Annotated in this window: 16 protein-coding genes; 4 read left to right on the top strand and 12 right to left on the bottom strand. The window is 59.6% G+C overall.

Annotated elements, in window-relative coordinates; translation table 11 throughout:
• The first annotated feature begins 404 nt into the window (after positions 1-404).
• Complete coding sequence (locus tag ABVT36_RS01795; RefSeq protein WP_368454979.1) at positions 405-1,682, top strand: OprO/OprP family phosphate-selective porin; 1,278 nt, start codon at positions 405-407, stop codon at positions 1,680-1,682.
• A gap of 58 nt (positions 1,683-1,740) precedes the next feature.
• Here the strand turns inward: ABVT36_RS01795 and ABVT36_RS01790 are convergent, their stop codons facing one another.
• Positions 1,741-5,292 carry an indolepyruvate ferredoxin oxidoreductase family protein gene (locus tag ABVT36_RS01790; RefSeq protein WP_368454978.1) on the bottom strand — a complete coding sequence of 1,184 codons (3,552 nt, stop codon included), beginning with the start codon at positions 5,290-5,292 and terminating at the stop codon, positions 1,741-1,743.
• Between the two features lie 212 nt (positions 5,293-5,504).
• Here ABVT36_RS01790 and ABVT36_RS01785 point away from each other — a divergent pair, with 212 nt between their 5' ends.
• Positions 5,505-5,975: an Lrp/AsnC family transcriptional regulator gene (locus ABVT36_RS01785; RefSeq protein WP_367148451.1), complete on the top strand. Its 471-nt coding sequence runs from the start codon at positions 5,505-5,507 to the stop codon at positions 5,973-5,975.
• Between the two features lie 121 nt (positions 5,976-6,096).
• Here ABVT36_RS01785 and ABVT36_RS01780 read toward each other — a convergent pair whose 3' ends face one another.
• Together ABVT36_RS01780 and ABVT36_RS01775 are read right to left on the bottom strand one after the other, a co-directional pair.
• Entirely contained in the window at positions 6,097-6,609 is a 513-nt protein-coding gene (locus ABVT36_RS01780) for a shikimate kinase (RefSeq protein ID WP_368454977.1), read from the bottom strand.
• A gap of 53 nt (positions 6,610-6,662) precedes the next feature.
• A complete protein-coding gene (locus ABVT36_RS01775; RefSeq protein ID WP_368454976.1) occupies positions 6,663-7,385 on the bottom strand; it encodes a DapH/DapD/GlmU-related protein in 723 nt (240 codons plus the stop codon).
• A 129-nt stretch (positions 7,386-7,514) separates the two neighbouring features.
• Between ABVT36_RS01775 and ABVT36_RS01770 the strand changes: the two genes are divergently transcribed.
• Positions 7,515-8,132 (top strand): class I SAM-dependent methyltransferase, encoded by a 618-nt coding sequence (locus tag ABVT36_RS01770; RefSeq protein WP_368455063.1) that lies wholly within the window; start codon positions 7,515-7,517, stop codon positions 8,130-8,132.
• Positions 8,133-8,273: 141 nt separating this feature from the next.
• Here the strand turns inward: ABVT36_RS01770 and ABVT36_RS01765 are convergent, their stop codons facing one another.
• From ABVT36_RS01765 to ABVT36_RS01725, 9 genes are all read right to left on the bottom strand, one after another.
• A complete protein-coding gene (locus ABVT36_RS01765; protein WP_368454975.1) occupies positions 8,274-9,347 on the bottom strand; it encodes a prenyltransferase in 1,074 nt (357 codons plus the stop codon).
• The gene (locus ABVT36_RS01760) at positions 9,344-10,093 is read right to left on the bottom strand and encodes a methyltransferase domain-containing protein (protein ID WP_368454974.1); all 750 of its coding nucleotides are present in this window, start codon (positions 10,091-10,093) and stop codon (positions 9,344-9,346) included. The genes ABVT36_RS01765 and ABVT36_RS01760 overlap by 4 nt, the downstream gene beginning before the upstream one ends.
• Entirely contained in the window at positions 10,093-11,439 is a 1,347-nt protein-coding gene (locus ABVT36_RS01755) for a glycosyltransferase family 4 protein (protein WP_368454973.1), read from the bottom strand. The genes ABVT36_RS01760 and ABVT36_RS01755 overlap by 1 nt, the downstream gene beginning before the upstream one ends.
• A gap of 649 nt (positions 11,440-12,088) precedes the next feature.
• The gene (locus ABVT36_RS01750) at positions 12,089-12,913 is read right to left on the bottom strand and encodes an OmpW family protein (protein ID WP_368454972.1); all 825 of its coding nucleotides are present in this window, start codon (positions 12,911-12,913) and stop codon (positions 12,089-12,091) included.
• Between the two features lie 355 nt (positions 12,914-13,268).
• Positions 13,269-14,594, bottom strand: coding sequence for a glutamine synthetase family protein (locus ABVT36_RS01745; protein ID WP_368454971.1), 1,326 nt, complete (start codon positions 14,592-14,594; stop codon positions 13,269-13,271).
• A 127-nt stretch (positions 14,595-14,721) separates the two neighbouring features.
• Positions 14,722-16,071 (bottom strand): aspartate aminotransferase family protein, encoded by a 1,350-nt coding sequence (locus ABVT36_RS01740; protein WP_368454970.1) that lies wholly within the window; start codon positions 16,069-16,071, stop codon positions 14,722-14,724.
• A gap of 653 nt (positions 16,072-16,724) precedes the next feature.
• Positions 16,725-18,167 carry a DUF1254 domain-containing protein gene (locus tag ABVT36_RS01735; RefSeq protein ID WP_368454969.1) on the bottom strand — a complete coding sequence of 481 codons (1,443 nt, stop codon included), beginning with the start codon at positions 18,165-18,167 and terminating at the stop codon, positions 16,725-16,727.
• A 106-nt stretch (positions 18,168-18,273) separates the two neighbouring features.
• The gene (locus ABVT36_RS01730) at positions 18,274-19,746 is read right to left on the bottom strand and encodes an aminoacyl-histidine dipeptidase (RefSeq protein WP_368454968.1); all 1,473 of its coding nucleotides are present in this window, start codon (positions 19,744-19,746) and stop codon (positions 18,274-18,276) included.
• Positions 19,747-19,812: 66 nt separating this feature from the next.
• Positions 19,813-21,813 carry a VacB/RNase II family 3'-5' exoribonuclease gene (locus ABVT36_RS01725; RefSeq protein ID WP_368454967.1) on the bottom strand — a complete coding sequence of 667 codons (2,001 nt, stop codon included), beginning with the start codon at positions 21,811-21,813 and terminating at the stop codon, positions 19,813-19,815.
• A gap of 295 nt (positions 21,814-22,108) precedes the next feature.
• Between ABVT36_RS01725 and ABVT36_RS01720 the strand changes: the two genes are divergently transcribed.
• Positions 22,109-23,185: a Glu/Leu/Phe/Val dehydrogenase dimerization domain-containing protein gene (locus tag ABVT36_RS01720; protein WP_368454966.1), complete on the top strand. Its 1,077-nt coding sequence runs from the start codon at positions 22,109-22,111 to the stop codon at positions 23,183-23,185.
• Positions 23,186-23,457 lie beyond the last annotated feature (272 nt).

The following is a 23,457-nucleotide window of genomic DNA, read 5'->3' as shown; positions in this document are numbered from 1 at the left end:
ATGGAAGCAGTCAGCTGCAACAAAATCAGCTTAGCACTGACTGCTCATCACAATCTGTAGCAATCGCATAAGAGATAAGGCAATTTCTTGTATAAGAATTGCCGCGGCCAATAGAGCCGCGAGGTAATTGATTCACACTCGAGGGGATCTCTTTTCACGCCATCAACTAGGGACGAGCTACCTAAACAGGCAGTTTAACCCCATTGAGGCTATCGAACAGTGGGCGTGTGGTTTCGCGGGGTAATGCAAAGATAAACACCTCCATAGCGCCAATCGGTCAGCAGATACCGAATCGATGTAGCGACAGGGAAAAACCATCCAGGACGTATCTACTTGCACAGCCTGCTAGACTCGATCAGAGGTCAGGGTTCATCCGGGGAGACCTGGCGTACAGGGAGGTTTCAATGCTTCGCAATGGATTGGCATGGATAGTTGCCGGCGCCATTTGTATAAGTCCGGCCTGGGCGGATACGGCGAAAACCGAGGGCGGACTGGAAATCATTTCCAGTGACGGCCGTTTCTCCGCTGCCCTGGGAGGCCGTATTCACTTTGACACCTATTTGTTTAACGACGACATAGATGACACGGTGAGTACCACTGAGTTTCGCCGCACCCGTATCACCCTGTCCGGCAAGGTCTACAACTGGAAATACAAACTGGAACAGGATTTTGCCTCAGGTGACACCCGCGACGGTTTTCGGGATGTTTACCTCGCCTATGATTTTTGGGGCGGCTCCATTTCCATCGGGCAGTTCAAGCCCTACCGTTCAATGGAAGAACTCACCAGCTCCAATAACATCACCATGCTGGAGCGCCCCTTTACTAGCGCCACGGGCATTTTCGATCGGCGTCAATTTCAGCAGGGCATCGGCTGGAGAAACCACTGGGACTGCTATACCGCCGGTATAGTAGCGTTTAACCTGCGCAACGCCGGCGAACTGCGCAATGAAGGGGTTGGCGCGGCGGGCCGTTTCACCTGGGCACCGGTGGATGTCGCCCTGGAAACAATCCACCTGGGTGTCTCCTACAGCTACGAGGATGCGGGCAGGCAGTCGCCGCCCCTTGAAGCGGACGCGCCCTACGCCGGCCGGCGCGGACCGCGCCAGCTGATGGCGCTGACCCCCGGTGACCGCATCTTTTTCTTTGGAGACTTTGGCGATGAGGAATTCTTTTTGGGTGATGCGGGCGGCAGGGTCAATGTGGGCGGCCTTGAGCTGGCGGCCACCCGGGGCCCTCTGTACGCCCAGGCGGAATACACCTACGGCAACTACGACGGTGACTTTTTTCTCTCCGAACAATCCTTTGAGGATTTTTTCGGCGCCCCCCCAACCTTTGGCTGCGACCCGGAATTCGGCTGTTTTATCGGCGATCAGACAGTGCGCGCATGGTATGTGATGGGCAGCTGGATAATCACCGGTGAACACAAACCCTACGATGCCCGCAAAGGGGTATTCAAAACCGCCAAACCCAACAGCGCTTGGGGCGCCTGGGAGCTGACCGCCCGCTACGAGAAAATCAGCAACGATGACATTCCCGACCTGGAGGCGGACAGCATTATTTTGGGAGTAAACTTTTACGCCAATTCGCGGGTGCGTTTTATGTTTAACCTGCGCTTTGGTCACGACGATTTCACGGACAACGGGACCGATCAATTGGGGGTGAGGGCGCAGGTCAACTGGTAACCGCACTCCAAGAAGCATAATGGCGCCGGGGTCCGGCGCCCTGTCATTAACCCGGGACTCAGCCCACCTGCTGTGCTGTCGCCGGGTCAAACACCTCAGCGGTCGGGGCCTGCGCAGCTGTGGCAGGATTGTCGAAACGCCGCTGCTCTGCATCGCGCTGCCAATACGCATCGGCAACACTCGCTTCTTTTACCGGGCCATAGCCACGGATCCGGTCCGGGTAGCGCAACAACTCCACCGCGGCCTCGTGATTTTCACCGTTCAACTGCCCCAGAACCCGGTTGACCAGGGTTTCATACTCGCCGATCAGGGCGCGCTCCATGCGCCGCTCGGCGGTATAGCCAAACAGGTCCAGCGCTGTGCCGCGCAGGAACTTGAGCCGGGCCAGCAGCCCGAAAGCGCGATACATCCAGCCGCCAAATTTCAGCTTTCGCGGACGGCCGAGCACCCGGTCGAATCCGGCGATCAGCGGCGGCGAGAGATTAAACTCCAAGGTGTATTCGCCATCAAAGTTCTCTTTGAGCGCCTGGATAAAGCGACCGTCCGTATAGAGGCGCGCCACTTCATATTCGTCCTTATAAGCCAGCAGCTTGGCGTAGTTGCGCGCTACGGCTTGCGCCAGCCGGTCACTGCCCGGCACTTTGAGTATTTCCGCGCGGCGCACCTTTTCAACCAGATCCTTGTAGCGCTCCGCCAGTTGGGCATTCTGATAACCGGTCAGATGTTCGGCCCTATGGGCCACTATCTCTTCCAGGGTCCGGGGCAGAGGCGCCTCGTGCACACCCCCATCCAGCAATCCATCCAGCAGTTTCGCATCCGCAGCGGCGATACGACCGGCGGCAAATCCCTGCAGGTTTGCCTTCACCGCCACGCCGTTGAGTTCGATCGCCCGCAGCAGCGATTCTTCCCGCAGCGGCAGCAGGCCCATCTGCCAGCTGTAGCCGAGCATAAATATGTTGGCGGCCAGGGTGTCGCCCAGCGTCGCAGTGGTGAGCTTGTGGGCCTCGACAGTACGCATTTCCAGCACCGCCTCGGAAACCGTATCCAGGACCGCCTGGGGGGAGTGGGTATCCTCCCGGCCCAGCACCGAGGCGGCGGTCGGAGCCAGATGGGTGTTAACCACCGCGCGGGTGTGAGTCTCGTCCAGCTTTGCCAGACAGGCAGCCAGATTGCCCGCCGCGATAAGGTCACAGGCCATCAATCCGTCCGCGCGCCCGTCAGAAATACGCACCGCCTGCAGCAGCGCCGGTCGTTCGGCGAAGCGCACATGGGAATAGACGGCACCCCCCTTCTGGGCCAGGCCGGTCTGATCCAGAGTGCTGGCAGCCTTGCCTTCAATGTGCGCTGCCATTGCCAACAGCGCACCGATAGTCACCACGCCGGTCCCGCCGACACCGGTGACCAGCAGGCTGTAGGGCGCCTGCAGCGAGGGCAGCCGGGGGGACGGCAGTTTGGCCGCCTCGGTACGCAGGCTGTCACCAACCCCGGCGCGCTTGTATAGACTGCCACCCTTGACGGTCACAAAGGACGGGCAGAAACCGTTGACACAGGACATGTCCTGATTACAGCTGGTCTGGTTGACACGGCGCTTGTCGCCCTGGGCGGTCTCCACCTTTTCCACCGCGATACAGCTGGACTGCTGCACACAGTCACCGCAGCCTTCACAGACCAGTTCGTTGATAAAAGGCCGCCCTGCCGCTTTCGGCAGCAGGCCGCGCTTGCGTTTGCGTCGCAGCTCGGTGGCACAGGTCTGGTCGTAGACGATGACGGTACAACCCTGTTCCTCACGCAGTGCCCGCATCACCGCGGGCATATGGTCCCGGGGCTGGATTTCCACCTCCGGGGGAAACCGCAGTAGACCCCGGTATTTGTTCACATCATCCATCACCAGCACGACTTTGCGCACGCCCTCCGCCAGTACCTGGCGGCAGATCATGTCCGGGTGCAGTTCGCCGTCGTGGGGCTGGCCGCCGGTCATAGCCACTGCATCGTTAAACAGGATCTTGTAGGTGATATTTACTTTAGCGGCTACGGCGGTGCGGATCGCCAGAATACCGGAATGAAAGTAGGTGCCATCGCCGAGGTTCACAAATACATGCTTTTCCTGGGTGAAAGGCGCCTGCCCCACCCAGTTGACACCTTCCCCACCCATCTGGGTAAAGGTGTAGGTGTCCCGGTCGAGCCACTGGGCCATGTAGTGGCAGCCAATGCCCGCCAGCGCGCGGCTGCCCTCGGGTACCTTGGTGGAGCGGTTGTGCGGGCAGCCGGCGCAGAACATCGGCAGGCGAGCCACATTTGCACCCGTCTGCCGGGAAATACGCTCTGCCAGGGTGCCCAGGCGCGAGAGCCGGTGCTGGGCCCGCTCACTGAGACGCTTGGGGGGCAACAGACGCCCCAGCACCCGGGCCACCACCGCCGGTGACAACTCACCGTACATGGGCATCAGGGGCTTGTCGTGCTCGTCCACCTTGCCGACGATGCGTGGGAAACTGGGGTCCTGCAAATGGACGTTGTACAGTTCCTCTTTGAGCTGTACCTCCATCAGGCTGCGCTTTTCCTCCAGCACCAGAAGATAATCGAGTCCGCGGGCAAATTCCTGGATACCGGGCACATCCAATGGGTAGGTCATACCCACCTTGAGGATGCGGATGCCCAGATCGCGGGCCTGCCCCTCGTCTACTCCCATATCCTCCAGCGCCTGCATCAGGTCCAGATGAGCCTTACCGGCGGTGACGATACCCAGAGTGGCATCGGGGTTGTCCAGCACCGCCCTGTTGAGGTTATTGGCGCGCGCGAAAGCCAGGGCGGCCGGGCGTTTGTAACGCCACAGACGCTCTTCTTGCTCCAGGGGGTTATCCTGCTTGCGGATATTCAGGCCGCCGGCCGGCATTTCTATGTCCGGATAGCTGAACCGCATCCGCTCGGGGTCCACCGCCACGGTGGCGGAGCTGTCCATGTTCTCGGTGAGGGTGATCATGGCCACCCAGCAACCGCTAAAACGCGAGAGTTCAAAACCGTAGTGACCATAGTCCAGCACTTCCTGCACCGTGGCCGGGTTGAGCACCGGAATCTGCATGTCCACAAATGCGAACTCGGACTGGCCGGGATAGGAAGAGGATTTGCAACCGTGGTCGTCGCCGGCAATGATCAGGGCCCCGCCCCGGGGTGAGGACCCGGCGGCATTGGCGTGGCGGAAGGCGTCGCCGGAGCGATCCACACCGGGTGTCTTGCCATACCAAATACCGCAAACGCCATCCACCTCGGCACCCTCAAACAGGCCCACCTGCTGGGAACCCCAGACCGAAGTAGCGGCAAGTTCCTCATTGACGCCCGGAACAAAGCGAATATTCTGTGCATCCAGGTGTTGTTTGGCCCGCATCAGCTGCTGGTCGTAACCGCCCAGCGGAGAACCGCGGTAGCCGGAAATAAAAGTGGCGGTATTGAGCCCTCTATCCCTGTCCATACGCATCTGGTCCAGGGGCAGGCGCACCAGCGCCTGGATGCCGGACAGGAGTACGCGACCCTTCAGTACTGTGTAGCGGTCGTCCAGGGAGACCTGCCTGACTGAGGGTGTGGCCGCGCTCTGCGGGCTGTTCGACTGCTCACTCATACGCCTGTTTTCCGGTTGCCTGTCCAGCTCGAAAACGAGACCGGACGGTTGGTCATTTGTTTTTTTCGGTCTCACCACCGGTGTTCCACGGTAGACCGGTGGGCTCATACTAGTGCGTTAAGCGCAATAGAACATTGCTTTATTTACATTTTTGCGCTTAAAATTATGATAAGAATATCGATATTACCAAATTTTATAGGATGGGGGTATATATGAAGCGTTCGACAGACCTGGACGATTTTGACCGCAAGATCCTGCGGGCTCTGCAGGAAAACGCCGATTATTCCATGGCCGAACTGGGGGACAAGGTCGGTCTGTCCCACACGCCCTGCTGGCGCCGCATCAAGCGCCTGGAGGCGGAGGGGATCATCCGCGGACGGGTGACCCTGCTGGATCCGCGCAAGCTGGATCTGGGCGTCACAGTATACTGCTATGTCACCATTCAAAACCATGACGAGGACTCCCTGAACAGTTTTGAATCCGCAGTTCAGGGCGTGCAGGAGGTGGTCGAGTGCTACTCCACCAGTGGCGACAAGGACTATGTGCTGCGCGTGGTGGTGGACAGTGTGGAGCACTATGAGCAGCTGCTGAAGCGCACTCTGGTGCACCTGCCCAACGTGGCTTCTGTCAACTCCACCTTTGCCCTCAAGCAGGTGAAGTACACCACCCAGCTGCCGCTCTGACCGCCCCCTCGGGGGACGGGTGTTGCGCAGACCCCCGGACGCGGACGATCCCGTGTAATTGCCCAGAGGATCAAGGGCGACAACCCTATCGGTGAGGGATTATCTCTATTGGGTTGTCGGGTTAATAAGCGGCCCGCAGGGCAGCCAGTACCCGCTCCAAAACCTGCTGCAAATCTCCATCGTCGCAGCGGACGGTGATATCCGCGTACTGACGGTACAGGGCCTGCCGCTCTTTGAACAGGTCGGCGAAGCTCTGCCCCGGCGCCTTGGCGATACCGCGGTCGTCATAGTTGTGAATCCGCCGCCGCAGCTCTGCGGCGGAACAGTCGAGGAAAACGATCGGACCAAGACGCGCCAGGTTTTTCATCCCCTCCGGGCTGTAAACCGCGCTGCCCCCCGTGGCTATCACGTGATTGGGCAGATCCGCCCCCGCCAATACCTCGCCTTCGATTGCGCGCAAATGGCTATAGTCGGACGCATCGATAATTTCCTGCAGTGTTTTTTTCTCGCGCAGCTGGATCAGCACGTCCGTATCGACGAAATCCAGGGCCAACTCCTTTGCCAGCAGCACCCCCAGTGTGCTCTTTCCCGCACCCGGCATACCAATCAGAACGACACTTCTAGTTTTTCCCATCGCGCTTACCCGGCACTGTCAACGGCAAATTCCCAGGATCCCGGCCGCGGCGCTCAGTCACCGCGCCGCGGCAGCAGTCGTGCCCGCAGCCACCCCCACAGAGTGTTTCCACTCAGCAGCATCCTGTCCAACTGCTCCATATTGTGCGCCTGCCGGGAAGCGGTGGCAAACAGCGCCTCCCGTGTGAGCATCCGCCGCCCCGGCTGGATCTGCTTGACCGGCCGCGCGGGGTTTCCGGCCACCACTGTGTTGGCCGGCACCTCATGAGTCACTACGGCGCCCGCTCCCACCACCGAGTTATCGCCGATCTTCACTCCCTTGCAGATAATCGCGCTGTCCCCGATCCAAACATTGCTTCCCAGTGTGACCGGAACTGTGCAGCGGAAGGGACGGGTGCGATTGTAAAGCCCGTGCCAGTCGGAATCGGAGATATACACATTGGCGGCGATCATACAGGCGTTGCCGATAGTGATGGACTGGCCGGCGGAGATGCGCACACCGGGGGAAATCAGTACGTAGTCTCCGATTGTTATGCACGCCTCGCCGCCGCGGTGTCCGAAAGTGGTGAAACGAATCGGTTTGTCAGGGGTGGAGATCAAATGCGGGTAATGGCCCAGACAAATATTGCCGCCGAACACCTGGACCGAACCCGGGTCCATGATCTCCGGCTCCTGCCCGATCCGATCGAATTGCGGCAGCAGAAAGTGCCTGGCCTTCCAGTGGCGAAACCAAAGTTGTAACTTCTTCAGCCAGTATGGCCGGTGATCCCTGCGCATCTTTTCCCAGTGTCAACTGCTCTGTTGCGACACCCGCTGTAGCGGTGCCGAAATTTGTCTGGCAGACAATTGCTTTTGCCCCTGGGGCGCTTTAGTGTCTGCGCTACCGGCAGTAGTGAGCGCGCACCCATGAACCTTGAATTCCCAACCGACATCCACTCAATCAAGGGTTTTCTCGCCCCCAGTGAAGGCGAAGCACTTTATCGACTGGCGGCAGAAGCCAGTACACTCGGCCCCTGCCTGGAAGTGGGCAGCTATTGTGGCAAGTCCTCGATTTATCTGGCAACGGCCTGTAAGCAAAAGAATAGCCTTCTGTTCGCAGTGGACCATCACCGCGGCTCGGAAGAGCACCAGCGGGGAGAGGAGTATCACGACCCGGATCTTTTCGACGCAGCCGCGCAGCTGGTGGATAGCTTTGGCGTATTTCGCACCAATATCAGGGCCGCGCAACTGGAAAACTGGGTTGTGCCCCTGGTCGCGCCCTCCGCGGTCGCCGCCCGCCACTGGAGTACGCCGCTGGGAATGGTGTTTATCGACGGCGGCCACTCGTCCGAGGCAGCCATGACCGACTACCGCTGCTGGTCCCGCCACATAGTGACCGGTGGAATTCTGGCCATTCACGATATCTTTCCAAACCCCGCTGATGGTGGCCAGGCACCCTACGAAATTTACCGGCTAGCCCTGGCTTCCGCTCAATTCGAGCCCCTGGAGATGGTCGATACGCTCGGGGTGCTGCGCAGGCTGTAAGGCTATTAACCTGGCAATCCAATAGATGATCCCTCATCCATTGGATTGTCGCCCTTGAAAACCCGCACAATTACGGGGAATTGCTCGCATTTCAACGACTCGCGCCGGCTTCGCCCGGCGGCAACACATTCCAGTACCGCACTAACCCGGCAACTTAGTTAGTTGCCGGGTTAACAGTTGCACGCCGGTAAACAGGCCACTGGCGCGTGTCAGCCCCGCCAGCGCGTCCGCCGCCAACAACATTGCGCCGAGCGTCCAGGTGGTTTTTTCCTCCGGCCAGACCGCCTTGTCCCGGTACACATAACCGGTCCAGTAGCCACCGTCCGCGTCCTGCCAACGGTGCAGACTCCGGTAAAGCTTTTCCGCACGCCCCCGTTCCCCCACCGCTAGCAATGCCATGGTCAGCTCGCAGGATTCCGCTACCGTCACCCAGGGCTCGTCGTCCACACAACGGCAGCCCAGGTCCGGGACCACGAATCTGTCCCATTTTTGTCCCAGCCGGGCAAGTGCATCCCCCCCCTGGACCACTCCGGTCAGGACCGGATAGAACCAGTCCATGGAAAAGCGAGCCTTGCTCTCCCAGGTGCGGTCAAAACGGTGCGGCCGTTCCCGCAGCGTATATCCCAGTCTCTCCCGCGCCGCCATCCAGGACGCCGCCGGCCGGGCCAGTGTGTGGGCGATATTGATGGCGCATTCCAGGCTTTTGTATATTGAGCAGCAGCCCGTCACCAAGGCGTCCTCTCTGGGCCGCCCCTCCCCATCGACCGCCCAGTGAATATCGCCGTGGGGCGTCTGCAGCCCCAGGACAAAATCCACCGCCCGCGCCACAGTGGGCCAGTAGCTGTGCAGGAAATCCCGGTCGTCAGTGACCAGGAAATGGTGCCAGATACCAGTGGCAAAATAGGCCACAAAATTACTTTCGCGCCGCTCGCCGTTCTCCACCCCACCATCTTTGTAGGCGGCCCACCAGCTGCCATCCGGCAACTGTATATCCGCCAGCCAGGCGTAAGCGCGCTCGGCCGCGATCCATTCGCCACAGATACTCAGCCCCATGGCGGCCTCCACATGGTCCCAGGGGTCGGCATAACCCCCGTCGAACCAGGGGATAGAACCATCGGCCTGCTGCCGCTGGAGGATATACTGCGCGGACAGGCGCAAAAATCCCTCGGGAAATACGGCGCGGCCTGCGGCCGGCTGCAACAGGGATTCACTCAAGACACGGCTCCGGCGGCAGTCGACACCCCGCTCTCAGCCTCTGCCGGCTTGACGAAATACAGCACGATACTTTTTCCCAGAATCGGATTCAGCAGTTTTTCCAGCCAGCGGGTGAGCAGCGGCTTTTGCATCAGGTCCCACACCAGCAGCCGGTGATAGGCATCGAGAAGGCGCGACGCGGGCCGTTTCCACAACAGACACTTGAGCCACCAATAGGGGGCGTGCAGAGCGTGGGCCCTGTGGCCGGCGAAATAGCGATGGCCCTGTCGCTCGATGGCGTTGCGCAATTCGCGCTCGCGAAAGATGCGGATATGCCCGCCCTCCACCTGGTGGTATTCGTCCCGCAATTTCCAGCAGATCCACTCGGGGAAAAATGCCGGCACGCTGGCCGCAAAAATACCCGCGGGTTTCAGTACGCGGTCGATCTCTTCCAGCAGCCCGGTGCAATCCTCGACGTGTTCCAATACCTCGGAACAGATCACCACATCGAAAGTGCCATCGGCGAACGGCAACTGCAGGCCATCGGCCACCCCCAGCAACAGACGTCCCGGCACAGAGCCCTGCTGGCGAAAGTGTTCTGCCCGGTCCTGGGCCGTTTCAATATCACTCTGACTGAGATCGATTCCCACCACTTCCAACGGTTCGGAAATCAGCAAATGAATCGCGTGTCGACCCTCACCACAACCCAGGTCCAGCACCCGCTGCCCCGGCTGCAGATTCAATTTACCTGGATCTACGGTGATCATCAGGCCGCCTCCACACTGGTATCCGCCGCTACGGAGGCGCTGTCATCGCTTTCCATCGCCCCATTCTCCTGCCCCAGCACCTGGCGGTAGTATCGCACCAACCGCTCAGCGGCGCGGTGCCAGGAAAAGTGACGCTCGATACGTTTGCGCCCCTTAGCGCCCAGTTCCCCGCGAAGCCGCTCATCGCCCAGCAGCCGCCGTATCGCTTCGGCCAGTGCCGCACTATCGCCCGCGGGAACCACCAGGCCAGCGTCGCCAACCACCTCCGGCAGCGCGCCGCCATCACTGGATATCACCGGCACCCCACAGGCCATCGCCTCCCCCGCAGGCAGGCCAAAGCCCTCGTAGAGTGAAGGGCATACCACCATGCTGGCACTGGCGTAGTGCCCTACCAGTTCTTCGGTGGAAATCTCACAGACAAATCGCACCGACTGGTGCAAATGCAATTCGTCGAGAAGCTTTTCCGTGCTGCCACCCTCCTGCAAGCGCCCCACTACCATCAATTCCAGTTCTGGATACTGTTGGCGAAGTTCCGCCAGCGCCCGCAACAGGAATCGCAACCCCTTTAGGGGCTGGTCTGCGGAGGCAGTGGTCATTATCCGCAAGGGTTGTCGGGGTACATTTGGCTGTGGCCGGAACACCTGAGTGTCGATACCGTTGTAGATCAGCTGGAGCTGTCCGGGCGCAACACCGAACTGCTGCACAAGGTCGTGCAGGGATTGACTAGAAACTGTAACGATATGGCGCAACCGTCGCGCCACTTTCATCTGCATCTTCACAAAGCCGTACCAGCGGCGCACCAGCAGCCGGTGGCCCCAGTTAGGGGCAGCATCCAGGGCCAGTTGCCGGTCGCGGCTAATGGGGTGGTGGATGGTGGCCACCACGGGCAGTCCCCGCCGCTCTATTTCCAGCAGGCCATAACAGAGAGACTGGTTATCGTGCACAATGTCATAGCGATGGCCGTGCCGGCGCAGGTACCTGGCCGCCCGGCGACCGAAGCTGTAGGGTTCGGCAAAACCACCACTGAGTTTGCCCCACCACTCGGAGAAGTCCGCCCAGGATCGCAGATGCCTCCAGCGCAGCGCGCGGGTGGGATGCTTTTCCTCATACAGGTTCAGGCCCGGCATTTTGATCAGCCGTACACGCGGATCCAGATGTGGGTAGGGCTGACCGGAAATAACGTCCACCGAATGGCCGGCCTCCACCAAAGCCTTGCTCAGATAGTGCAGATAGACTCCCTGGCCGCCGCAGAAGGGATGGCTTCGAAAACCCAGCAGGCAGATGTTCAATGGCCGAGACACGTCGGCGGCTGACGGACCGTCGGCAAAATTCCCCAAGGCGGTCATAGATTCCCCGTACGACTGCAGTTACCAACCGGGCAAATAAGACAGGTCTTCCCGACCCTATTCATTGTCGCGCGGTCAATGGCGGCACCTGTGCCGCGTTTTTCTCAGCCCGACATCAAACAACTGTGCCGCGCCCAATTTGAATAGCTGTCGCCAAAACACCAGGACTGTTTTGCGGCGCCGGCTATCCGCAACCGGCGACACCCGCTGCCCGGCAACAACCTAGGGCCTGCTGACACTGGTTTTGTGGCCTGCAAGGCAGGAATTGCGCTGTGTGGTGGGTCCACATAAACAATTTCTAACGCCGCAGGGCGCGAAACCAGGGGCAGCCCCTCGGGTTGTGCCGGAAAAGGCGCCACTCTTCGTTGCTCGTCGCTCATTTGGAACAACCAAACCGCGCTCCTCTTGCCTCGATTGGCACCGTTTCTGTCACAACAGGGCCAACTCCGTTAGTGTCAACAGGCCCTAGGCCGGACCAGGTATTTCACTGGCTGGCGGGGGGCAAGAATACACCGGCATGGGAATGACTGCCAGACAGAATCCATCCACTTTCACTAGCGGATTCCGACAGCGAAGAAATGAATGACGCCCGGCGAGAGGGGGCCGCACCCAGTCGATACGCCCCACTCCAAGGGAAAAAAGTCCGGACTTAAAAGGAGAACTTGTAGCCGAATCCGAGGTTGAAAACCCACGAATCCATGTCGACTTCATCCCGGGTCCGCACGGAAACGATAGCCGGGTCATCAAACCCCGGCACAAAGGCCTCGGCATCAAAGCCGATATGGACGTCGGGCGAGGCGTCGATGTACATAACCGAGGCACTCACCACCCAGTTGCTGTGGTGCCCCAGCACCAGGTCTACACCCGCCTGGGCAGTCCAGCTGAAATCACTGCCAAAACTGACATTGCCGGCGCCGAAGCGATTGTTGGTGGGAAAAACCGGCCGCACAAAGTCATTGGAAATATCCGTGTAGTTGACTCCCAGCCCCACATAGGGTTGCCACAGACAGGTGGGGTCGAGAAAGTACCAATCCACGAACAGGCTAGTGAAATAGGTATCGAAATCACCCAGGCGCTCTCGAAGCTCACCGATAAACTCGCGCTCGAAGAAGGCTTCAGAGGTAAGGTGCGCCGAAAAGTTGAGATCGTTGGCGTGATAGAGTTCTACCGCCCAGTGATCCATAAATACCCAGGTGGCGTTGATGAACCAGTTGGTGTCGTCATTCAGATCGACTCGATTAACTACATCCAGTCGCCCTTCCACCGGATCGTCGATGAAGGTGGTGGTTCTCTCACGGAAGTCGTCGTCGGGATCGGCATAGGTGGCCCCGATGCGCACTACAAAGGTACCGGCTCCCCATACCGGGGGCGGCTGCTGCATGGGGTAACCAGAGGGGCCCGCCATCGCGGATTCAGCCGCTAAACCGGCAAAACCCACCGCGGCCAGAGGAATGAGGAGAGACTTCAATGTCATGGGTAACTCCTTGTAACGCTAAAAAGCTCCTTCGCCGCAGTTGCGGTTACACACAGTATAGGCAGGCTTTTCCCGCGTACGACAAGAGTTACCCAAAAGACAATGCCTCGAGGGAAAAAAAACCGTCAAGGTAATTATAGGAAAAAAAATGCCCGCCATTGGCGGGCCAGGTTTCTCGAACACACTTTCAGGAGGAGAGTTTAAGCGTTAAACGCTCACCTATAGGTATAGCAAATTATCGCCACCCCCAAAGGGCCCCGACCTGATCAATTCAAATTGCGGGTCTATTGCGTGACAGCGGCCGTCTGCAACCCTGCCAAACAAGGAAGCCGGTGCCGGCAGCTACACCCCAGGCTCATACCCGGTACAGATAGCTCTGATATTCGATATCCGTAACCCGCGCACCGATTTCCGCCAATTCCTGCCGCTTGAGCAACAGAAACAATTCGACAAAACGCGGATCCAGAGCTTTTTGCCACAGGGCACTGCGCTCGAAACGCTGAAGGGCGGCACTCCAGCTGTTGATCAGCTGTTCGCTCTCCACCTGATAGGCATCCCCCTCCACCGGCGCCGGCGCCTCCAGGCGGTTTTCCAAACCCTGGCAGACGCCGGCCAGAATGGCCGCCAGCACCAGGTAGGGATTGGCGTCCGCACCGGCTATACGGTGCTCGATACGGCGGGCCGCCGGTTCGCTGGCGGGAACCCGCAGTGTGGTAGTGCGGTTGTCATAGCCCCAACACAAATTCAGCGGCGCGTGGGAGCTTTCCTGAAAACGTCGATAGGAATTGGCGTGTGGCGCAAAAATCGCCATAGCGTCATTGGCGGTGGCGAGCATACCGGCCACCGCATGGCGCAGGTAGTCGGACCCAAGCTCGCTGCCGTCATCGAACACATTGCGACCGGAAGCGTCCACCAGACTCATATGCACATGCATGCCGTTGCCGGCGCGGTCGCCAAAGGGCTTGGCCATGGTGGTCACCCGCAAGCCATGGCGGCGCGCGACCCCCTTGAGCAAGCGCTTGAACAGCAGTGTCTGATCGGCGACCTGTACCGGGTAGGCGCTGTGCAGCAGGTTTATTTCGAACTGCCCCGGCGCACACTCGGAAAGCACCGAGTCGGCGGGAATACCCTGCTGTTCACAGGCTGCGCGGACATCGGTGAAAAAACTCTGTCGGGCTTCCAGTTCCGACAGGCTGTAGACATCCGTAGAGGGGACCAGCTCAGCGCAGTTGTCGCTGACCGGCTCCGGCCGCCCCAGCGCATCCACCTCCTCTCTGAGCAGGTAGAATTCCAGCTCGGTGGCCACGGTGGCAACCAGCCCCAGCTCCGCCAGGCGCGCAACCACCCGCTGCAGCTGGGTGCGTGGGTCCGCATAGAGAGGGCAGCCATCCGCCTCGTGCAACTGCATATGCAACTGTGCGGTCTGCTCCCGATGCCAGGGGGCCGCAGCGATGGGCGATACGGGGACACAGATGCCATCGCTATCGCCACTGGCAAAGACCAGCGGACTGTTTTCCACATCCCGCCCCCAGACGTCCAGGCTCGCAGCACTGCGGGGCATCTGCAGGCCCCCTTTGAGCAGTTTGCCGGCCGCCTCGGCCGGCAGCCACTTACCCCGGGGAATACCGTTGATATCGAACATGAATCCCTCAATCCGCTTGAGGTCAGGGTGTTCATGCAAAAATTTCTGCGACGTGCCAAGCAATTCTTGGGAAGGGGAAAACTCTTCTTTTGACGACATATTAAGCCTGGAAAGCAAGGTTCGGAAAATGGTTAACGGGCACTCGGGTGCCCGTTTCAACCACAGTTTACGCCAGAGCTTCGGCGGTATCATCCAGTGCGCGGCGCGCCTTTTCCACCAGCTCATCCACCTGTTGGTTGGTGATGATCAGCGGTGGCGCAATAATCATCGTATCGCCGGTGGCGCGCATTACCAGACCATTTTTGATGCTCATATCGCGACAGACACCGCCGGCTGTACAGTCGTCGTCAAACCGCGCGCGACTGCCTTTGTCCCTGACCAGCTCCAGCGCTCCCACCATACCCAGGGAGCGCGCCTCGCCCACTATGGGATGGTCCGCCAGTTCGGCCCAGCGCTTGGCCAGGTAGGGTCCGGTATTGTCCCGCACATTTTCAATAATGTTCTCGCTGCGCAGGATATTGATGGTTGCCAGCCCCGCCATACAGGCCGCCGGATGGGCCGAATAGGTGTATCCGTGGGTGAATTCACCCCCTTTGCCTTTGATCACTTCCGCCACACGGTCGCTCACCATGGTACCGCCCAGCGGGAAGTAGCCGTTGGTCACCGCCTTGGCGAAAGTCATCAGGTCCGGCTGCATGCCGTAGTAGTCAGCACCAAACCACTCGCCGGTGCGGCCGAAGCCGAAGATCACCTCATCCATCACCAACAGTATGTCGTACTGATCCAGCACCTTCTTCACTTCCGGCCAGTAGGTTTGCGGCGGAATAATCACACCACCGGCACCCTGAATCGGCTCGGCGATGAACGCCGCCACCTTGTCCGGGCCAAGTTGCTGGATTTTCTCATCGAGGCAACGCGCCGCGTAGACACCGAATTCCTCCGGAGACATTTCGCCGCCTTCACCGAACCAGTAGGGTTGCTGGATATGCTCGATATAGTCCAGGGCCTGGAACTGCTTGTGCATACCGCTCATACCACCGAGGCTGGCACCCCCAATAGTGGATCCGTGATAGGCGTTCTTGCGCGAGATAATGATGCGTTTGTCGGGCTGCTGTTGCAGATCCCAGTAGCGACGGATCAGGCGCAGGTTGGTGTCATTGGCCTCGGAGCCTGAACCGGTAAAAAACACATTGTTCATGTCGCCGGGAGCGACTTCCGCCAGCGCATTGGCCAGTTCAATGGAAGGCACTGTAGTGCACTGGAAGAAGCTGTTGTAAAACGGCAGGGTTTTCAACTGCTCATAAATGGCGTCGGCAATCTCGTTGCGGCTGTAACCCAGGTTGCAACACCAGAGGCCGGACATGCCGTCGAGCATACGGTGGCCGTCAATATCAATGATATAGGCGCCCTCCGCATGGGTGATTACCCGGGTGCCTTGCTTGCCAAGGTCATGGAAATCGGTGAAAGGGTGCAGGAAATGCTCCCGATCCCGCTGTTGCAGCTGGCTCTTGTTCATAGCGCTCACTCCGGTCAGTTGTTCTAGCGGGGCAGAATCCGGCCGCAATGGTGTCTCGCGGCATCTGCGCTCCAATTTGTGATCACATTTTAGAGCGAGCCTTGGCGGGAGCGCAAGATCTAAAAAACTACCAGGGCCTGTTCACACAATTGAGTTAGCCCTGTTGCAACTCTAACGTCGGCGCCCCCCCTCACCCATAGCCCCGCATCGCCGCTACAGCCGGCACTATTCTGGACAAGTCGCCGGGTCAATGCGGAACAGGGATGTGCCACCGCCGAGCGGATACCAGGATAAAAGTCGTCACGCCGGCGACCGGGAGGCCTCATCCATTCCCGGGCCCGGTCATTTTGACCAAGCAGTCATGGACCTGTCAGTCGCAAAAAGGGGAAACTGGCCGCTCGTTGGGGGAAATACCGTGACTATTTTGCCCGGAAGGTTCAGGCTAGCCGCCAATTGCTCTGGTTGGCGGCAAACTGCCCGACGAAGAGGACCTACAGGAGCAGGTGTGGCAAGTTCGAATCGCCATCACAAGAGGCACTGATAGCCGCACCGCACAGTATCTTGCTGGTGGAGAGGGTACTAGCAATAACAAGCCGAACCGGTGAACGGACTGCTCAAGCGGTTGGCGGGCCTTATGCGCCCAGTGCAGATGGTTACTCCACCGACTTTACTTTCGGTGGTTTCCAGGAACCGCTAAGCGCGTCGATTTCCGGCCAGTAAAGGCGCAGGTTCATACTGAAGTCGCCGGACTCGGGCGCCGGGAGCCAATTACTTTCCCTGTCCTTACCGGGGGAGTCACGCTGTATGTACAGTGTGAGCGAACCATCCGCACCGTACTTCAGCTCGTCTCTGTCACCGAGCGCATAGCGGTTCAGGGGGTTATCGGCAAAGAACTGCTTGTCGTTATACATGGTCAGCGACCAGAATGCCCGCACCGGAGGGATCTGATCCTTACGGAAGTGCAGCACATATTTTTTCCCGGAATCGAATGGCTGGCCATCGGCATCCATGGCCGCGAAGGGATAAATAGCATCCCGGACCACGTTGGCCCCCAGCCCGGCGTAGGCAATTTCCGCCCGCCGCAGATAGGCGGTACCGTAGGTGCCGATGGGTGGCATCACCATCGACCAGTTATTGACCTGGTTGGCCGCAGTGGTAATGCCGGCGGCGATCCACTTTTGCGCCAATGGCACCGCTTTTCGGAGCGCCTGTTGCAGCTGCGGCGATGCCTTGTCGAAGTCAAAGGGCACACCGGCTTCCAGGCCTATCCGCTTCATCCTCGCCAGCACCGGATAATCGTTGGCGTGGGGGGGATTGTGTTTGGTCAGCTGCGCAAACCGGGTGAAAAACGCAGCCGCATCCATCTCTGCCACCTGATCGACCGGTGGTGTCGCCGATATCCCCGCATTCACCTCACCCTTGGGCGGAGTGTAGGCCCTGCCCCATGAAGAAAGAGGAACGGCCTTCAGGCCGGCTTGAAACCTGTTGACGCTGGCGAAATCCGCCGGGCCATTGGTCTGTGTCCGGCCAATCATCCAGCCCACCGCAGTCGGTGACCGGATCATCCCCATGTCCTGCGGAAGCTCCCCGTCCCAGTTGGGGCCGACTATGGCAAAAGTCTGCGCGGCGGTACCTGTGGTGCGCTTGCCCGGCGAAGCGAACACGTCGGTCCACAGGTCCAGCATGGGCAGCAAATAGTAGCGGCCACCGGAATCCGGTACCTGGATAACCAGCGGCTCCTCGGCGACGTCGAACCAAAGGCTGGAATAGAGGGTATCGGCATTGGGACGCACCACATCGGTGAAAGTCGCATCCGGAAATGTGGCGGCGTGAACGAATTGGTTCATCGGCGCGCACAGGTTTTCGACAACGGGCGACTCGCAGTTTGTCCCCAGCTGCCGGGTAATCTCCATAAGAACCGCAGGGTAAGCATAGAGGTAGGCTTCCACCGCTATGTTGACCAGTTCATCCCGGTCCACCTTTTGCGCCACCAGCGGCGGACACGCAAGCAGGGTGAGCAACAGGGAAACAAGTGCTGCCGCCCAGGGGGGGACAAACCCTTGACGTGAATTAGTGCAACCGTTGCGCGCAGTCATGGGGGTAATTCCTTTTACGGGTGCTGGCCCCGGCCAAATGGTGCCTCCGTCTACAACTGGGGAGTATAGACACTGCCGCCGCCGGCCCCGCGCCGGGAAACCGTGATCAGGCGCGGGACGGGACTGCCTGCACCACGCGCACAAGATAATCCCAGAAATTGGCCACACTGCGGATATGTACCCGCTCTTCCGGTGAATGAGCGCGACGGATGGTGGGGCCAAAAGAGACCATATCCCAGTTGGGGTAGGGTTTGGCCAGCAGACCGCACTCCAACCCCGCGTGAATCACCTTGACCTCGGGTTCCTCGCCACTCATATCCTTGTAGACCCTCTTCATCAGTGCCAGCAGAGGGGACTGAATATTTGGCGTCCAGCCGGGATAGGCATTGTCCAGCACCACCTGTGCGCCGGCCAGTTCGAAGGCGGCGGCTACATTGAGCCCATGGTCATCGCGGGCAGTGTCGGACAAGCTGCGCACCAGGCATTGAATACGCACCTGATTCCGGCCCGCCTCTTGCTCGATCACTACTCGCGCCAGGTTGTTGGATGTTTCAGCGACACCTTCCAGGGAATCGCTCATGCGCTCTACCCCATTGGGGCAGCAGCGGATCGCCTCTATCAGTTTTCCCTGGCTGGCCTTGTCCATAACGCTAACTGGCGCGGAGGTTGCTTCGAGGGAGATTTCCAAACCGGTTTCGCTGTCCAGCTCAGCGGCGATGACTTGAGTCTCCGCTGCCAATACTTCTCTCAATCGCGCTTCGTCACTGTCCGGCACTGTCAGGACGGTGAAGGATTCCCGCGGGATAGCATTGCGCAGACTGCCGCCATCCAGGCTGGCGATACGCAGATCCACCGATGCGCGCCGGACCCTGTCTATGATCCGATTGGCAATTTTGTTGGCATTACCGCGGCCCTTGTCGATGTCCAGGCCAGAGTGCCCGCCGCGCAAGCCGCGCACGCTGAGCCTGAATGCCTTGTGACCAGCCGGCAAGGCTTCCGCCCGATAGGACAGAATGGCGTTGACATCGACACCACCAGCGCAACCCACATAGAGTTCCCCTTCATCCTCGGTATCCAGGTTGAGCAGAAGATCCGCATCGAAGTAACCGGGTTGCAGCTGCTTGGCGCCGGTCATACCCGCTTCCTCGTCGATGGTCAGGAGCGCTTCCAGCGGTGGGTGGGGAATATCGGTACTTTCAAACAGTGCCAGAATGGCAGCCACGCCTATGCCGTTGTCGGCGCCGAGGGTGGTCCCTTCGGCCGTAACCCAATCGCCGTCGATATAGGGCCTGATGGGATCGGTGAGAAAGTCGTGGTCGGTATCGGCATTTTTCTGCGGCACCATATCCACATGGCTCTGCATGGCGAGGATCTTCCGCGCCTCCATACCCGGAGTCCCGGGCTTTTTCAGAATGACATTGCCGACCCGGTCCAGCTGCACATCCAGGTTGCGGCTGTTGGCGAATTCGACAATGTATTCCACCACCTTGTGTTCGTGTTTGGAGGGGCGGGGAATCTCGCACAGTTTGGCGAAGTGCTTCCACAGGGGGTTGGGTTTCAGTTCCGCGACGGCACTCATCGACAGCCTCTTATTGCCGGTTGATTTGTCGTATAAGGTTTGCGGCCCTACGCCGCAAACCCGCAGTTACTGAGCCTTGCCGGTCTCGGCCAGGGGCTCCTCTCCCGCGGCCTGGGCCGCTGCGCTGTCTTCGCTGACCAGATTCAGCGCTATGCGGCGCCGGTCCACATCCACCGACGCGATTTTTACTTTTACCGGCTGATCCAGCTGGTATTCCTGGCCGCGGTGGGTGAGGATCAGATGTTTGCCGTCGAACTCCGGCTGCTTCTTTTTATTGCCGTTCAGGCGCACAAAACCATCCACGCCATTTTCATCCAGGCGCACGCCAAGCCCGGCGCCGTTCACCAGCGTGATGACCCCCGCAAACTCGCGACCCACCTTATCCTGGAGAAACTGACAGTAGAGCCACTGTTCCAGGGCCCGGTTGGCCTGGCGGCCGCGAACGAGGTTTTCCTGCAGTGTATCGATTTCCTCGTCGGTGAGCGTCTTCGCGGCTGCCCCTTCAGCTGCAGCACGCAACACCCGGTGATTGTGCAGGTCGTTGTACTTGCGGATCGGCGAGGTAACCGTGGCGTAAGCCGCCAGTCCCAGTCCCAGGTGAACACCGGGCTGGTTGTCCAGTTGACCGGGGCGCAGCATGCGCTTGAGCACCGCCAGCAGGTTGCGCATTTCCGCTGCGTCACTGGCCTCCAGCTGTTTCACCAGCGCCAGGTAGTTGGGCAGCTGGTGCAGGTCCTGCTCCGCATACTGCGGCAACAATTCCCGCAACAGACTCTTCACCTCCCCCATGCGCTCTTCACGGAAGCCGAGATGTACCGAGAAACAGCCCTGTTGCACTTCTGCCAGCTTGGTGCCAACAGCGATATTTCCCGCCAGCATGGCCTCCTCCACCATACGCTGGGCGACGTTGCGCTCCTGGCGCTCGATACGGGCAATCTTGCGCTGCTCGTCGAGGTGGATTTCATAATCCGGGCGGTCTTCCATGACAAGCGAATGGCTGGCGCGAAATACACTGCGAGCCTCACTCAGCAGGGCCAGGCCACGCAGACCGGCCCGCGCTTCCTCCGGTACCGCCTCCTGGTCCCCCCCGATGAATCTGCTCACGCGGTCATAGCTCAGCTTGTGCTGTGCGCGGATGGCGGCGAAGTCGAAACTGCTCTCACCCAGGCTGCCGTCCTCATTGACCTCAATCTGGAGTAGCAACACCGGGCGCAGTTGGCCCGCCAGCAGGGAAAAGGTGTTTTCACACAGATCCGCGGGCAGCATGGGCAGGGTTTCGCCGGGCAGATACTGGCTGTGTGCGCGGGCGAAAGCCTCCCTGTCCAGTGGGCTGCCGGACTCTATCAGGCTGGACGGATCGGCCACGGCAATGTGCAGGGTCCAGCCTCCGCCGTCGCGTGCAGACACAGCGATGGCATCGTCCATGTCGCGGGTGGTTTCGGCATCGATAGTGACGAAGCCCAGCTGCGACAGGTCTTTGCGCTCCGCCAGCAAAGCGTCCAGCTTGCCTTGTATCTCCCCCACCTGTTTGAGGGCGGCGTCGCTGAACTTTTCCGGCAGGCGGTGCTGGGCGACCACCAGGGCGTGCTCGATACCGGCGGTCTCCGGCCGGCCGATCACGGACTCCACCCTGGCCTGGGCCTTGCCGTCCTTGAACGGGTGGCGGCTCACTACACAGGCGATGTACTCGCCGGGCCGAGCCTTGCCCCTGGCTCGTGGCGGCAGAAAGATCCAACGGTCCAAGTTGTTGTGACTGGGCTGTATAAAATGACCCTGTCCTCGCTGTACATAGGTCCCCACCAGAAACTTGAACTCCGATTCCAGCAGCTGGTCCAGTTCCGCCGACAGCCTGCCCTTATCGTCTTCGGTGACGCTGGCCCTGACGCGGTCACCCGGAAAAACGCGCTCCATTTCCGCGGGTGGCAAAAAGGCCTCGCGCCCGTCGTCGAGGGTAACAAAGCCAAATTTTCCATTGCTGCCGCGCACGCGGCCGTCAACGAAGTCCTTGTTGGAGCGGATGTCGGTTTTCAGTTTGGATAATTGTTTTAGCGCATCGGCGTTGAGCATCGTGGGTCCCAAAGAATCGGTTTGGGCGCGGATTCTACCAGACCAAAGCGGCGGGATCAGCGCACCTGAGAGGGAACCCGAAACTTTTATGACTAGCTGACACCCGTTGTTCCTCGACAATCAGCCATCCTAAAATGAGACAAAATGCGTGATAAATCGGCCGAGTTTTCGTCTCATTGTGCAAAATTTGCAAACCAATGATCCATTTGCAGGATATAATCTGCCGGGCGATAAAAACGGAAAGGGCTGTGGTTGCCGTCCAGCTGTGAAATCGGCCTCCAGAGAGGAACATAAAATGAGTATTTTTTCCCACCCCGCCTACGACAAACACGAACAGGTGGCCTTCTACCAGGACGCCAGCAGCGGTCTGAAGGCGATTATTGCGGTGCACAATACCAATTTGGGACCCTCGTTGGGGGGCTGCCGCATGTGGCCCTACGCCGACGACGGCGAAGCGCTGAACGACGTGTTGCGGCTGTCCCGCGGCATGACCTACAAATCCGCCATGGCGGGCCTCAGGCTGGGCGGCGGCAAGTCAGTGATTATCGGCGATCCACGCAAGCAGAAAACACCGGAGCTGCTGCGGGCCATGGGCGATTTCATCAACACCCTGAGCGGCCGCTATATCACCGCGGAAGACTCCGGAACCAGTGTCGAGGATATGCACATCATCGGCGAACACACCGAATATGTGTCCGGCCTGATCGAGGGTTCCGAACACGGTGGCGACCCCTCCCCCTCCACCGCCTACGGTGTATTTGTGGGCCTGAAAGCCGCAGTGGAGCACCGCTGGGGCAAGTCGGACCTGAACGGCCTCAAAGTGTCCGTGCAGGGCGTCGGCAATGTGGGTTTCCGCCTGGCCAAACTGTTGAGGGAGGCCGGCGCTGAACTCTATGTGACGGACATCTTTCAGGACAATGTCGACCGCGCCGTAAATGAATTGGACGCCAAAGCGGTGAATGCAGAGGAGATTTTCGATCTGGACGTTGATCTCTTCGCCCCCTGCGCCATGGGCGCCATTCTGAATGACGACACCATTGCCCGCCTGCGGGCAGGTGCCATTGCCGGCGCCGCCAACAACCAGCTGGCGGAGGAGCGCCACGCCGAGGTGTTGCGCGAAAAAGGCATCCTCTACTCCCCCGACTATGTGATTAACGCTGGGGGTATCATCGATGTCTACTACCAGCAGCAGGCCGGCTACGACCCGCAGCGGGTGCAGGAACATATCGAGACCATCGGTGTCACCATGCAGGAGGTCTTTCAGCGCGCCGAGGAAACCGGACAGACCACGGCACATGTGGCGGATCGGGTGGCGGAAGAGCGCTTCGGCCACGAGGACACTGTAAAAAAAACTGATTCAGCCGCGGCGTGATCGCCGAGCGGGCGCCGTTCCCGGTGCCCGCAAAGCCTGTCCCTTCAGGCACCAGCTAAAGACTCTCTCTCCCGGTGATACATCCACCGCGCCATATGGCTTTTGACGCGGCAGTTGCCGGACCAGAAGCGATATACTAGGGCCTGTTCACACTAACGGAGTTGGCCCTGTTGTGACAGAAAAGGTGCCAATCGAGGCAAGAGGAGCGCGGTTTGGTTGTTCCAAATGAGCGACGAGCAACGAAGAGTGGCGCCTTTTCCGGCACAACCCGA

This window comes from Microbulbifer sp. TYP-18 (assembly GCF_040932045.1).
In the GTDB taxonomy this organism is placed as follows: Bacteria; Pseudomonadota; Gammaproteobacteria; order Pseudomonadales; family Cellvibrionaceae; genus Microbulbifer.
This window is presented reverse-complemented; position numbering and strand designations above follow the sequence as displayed.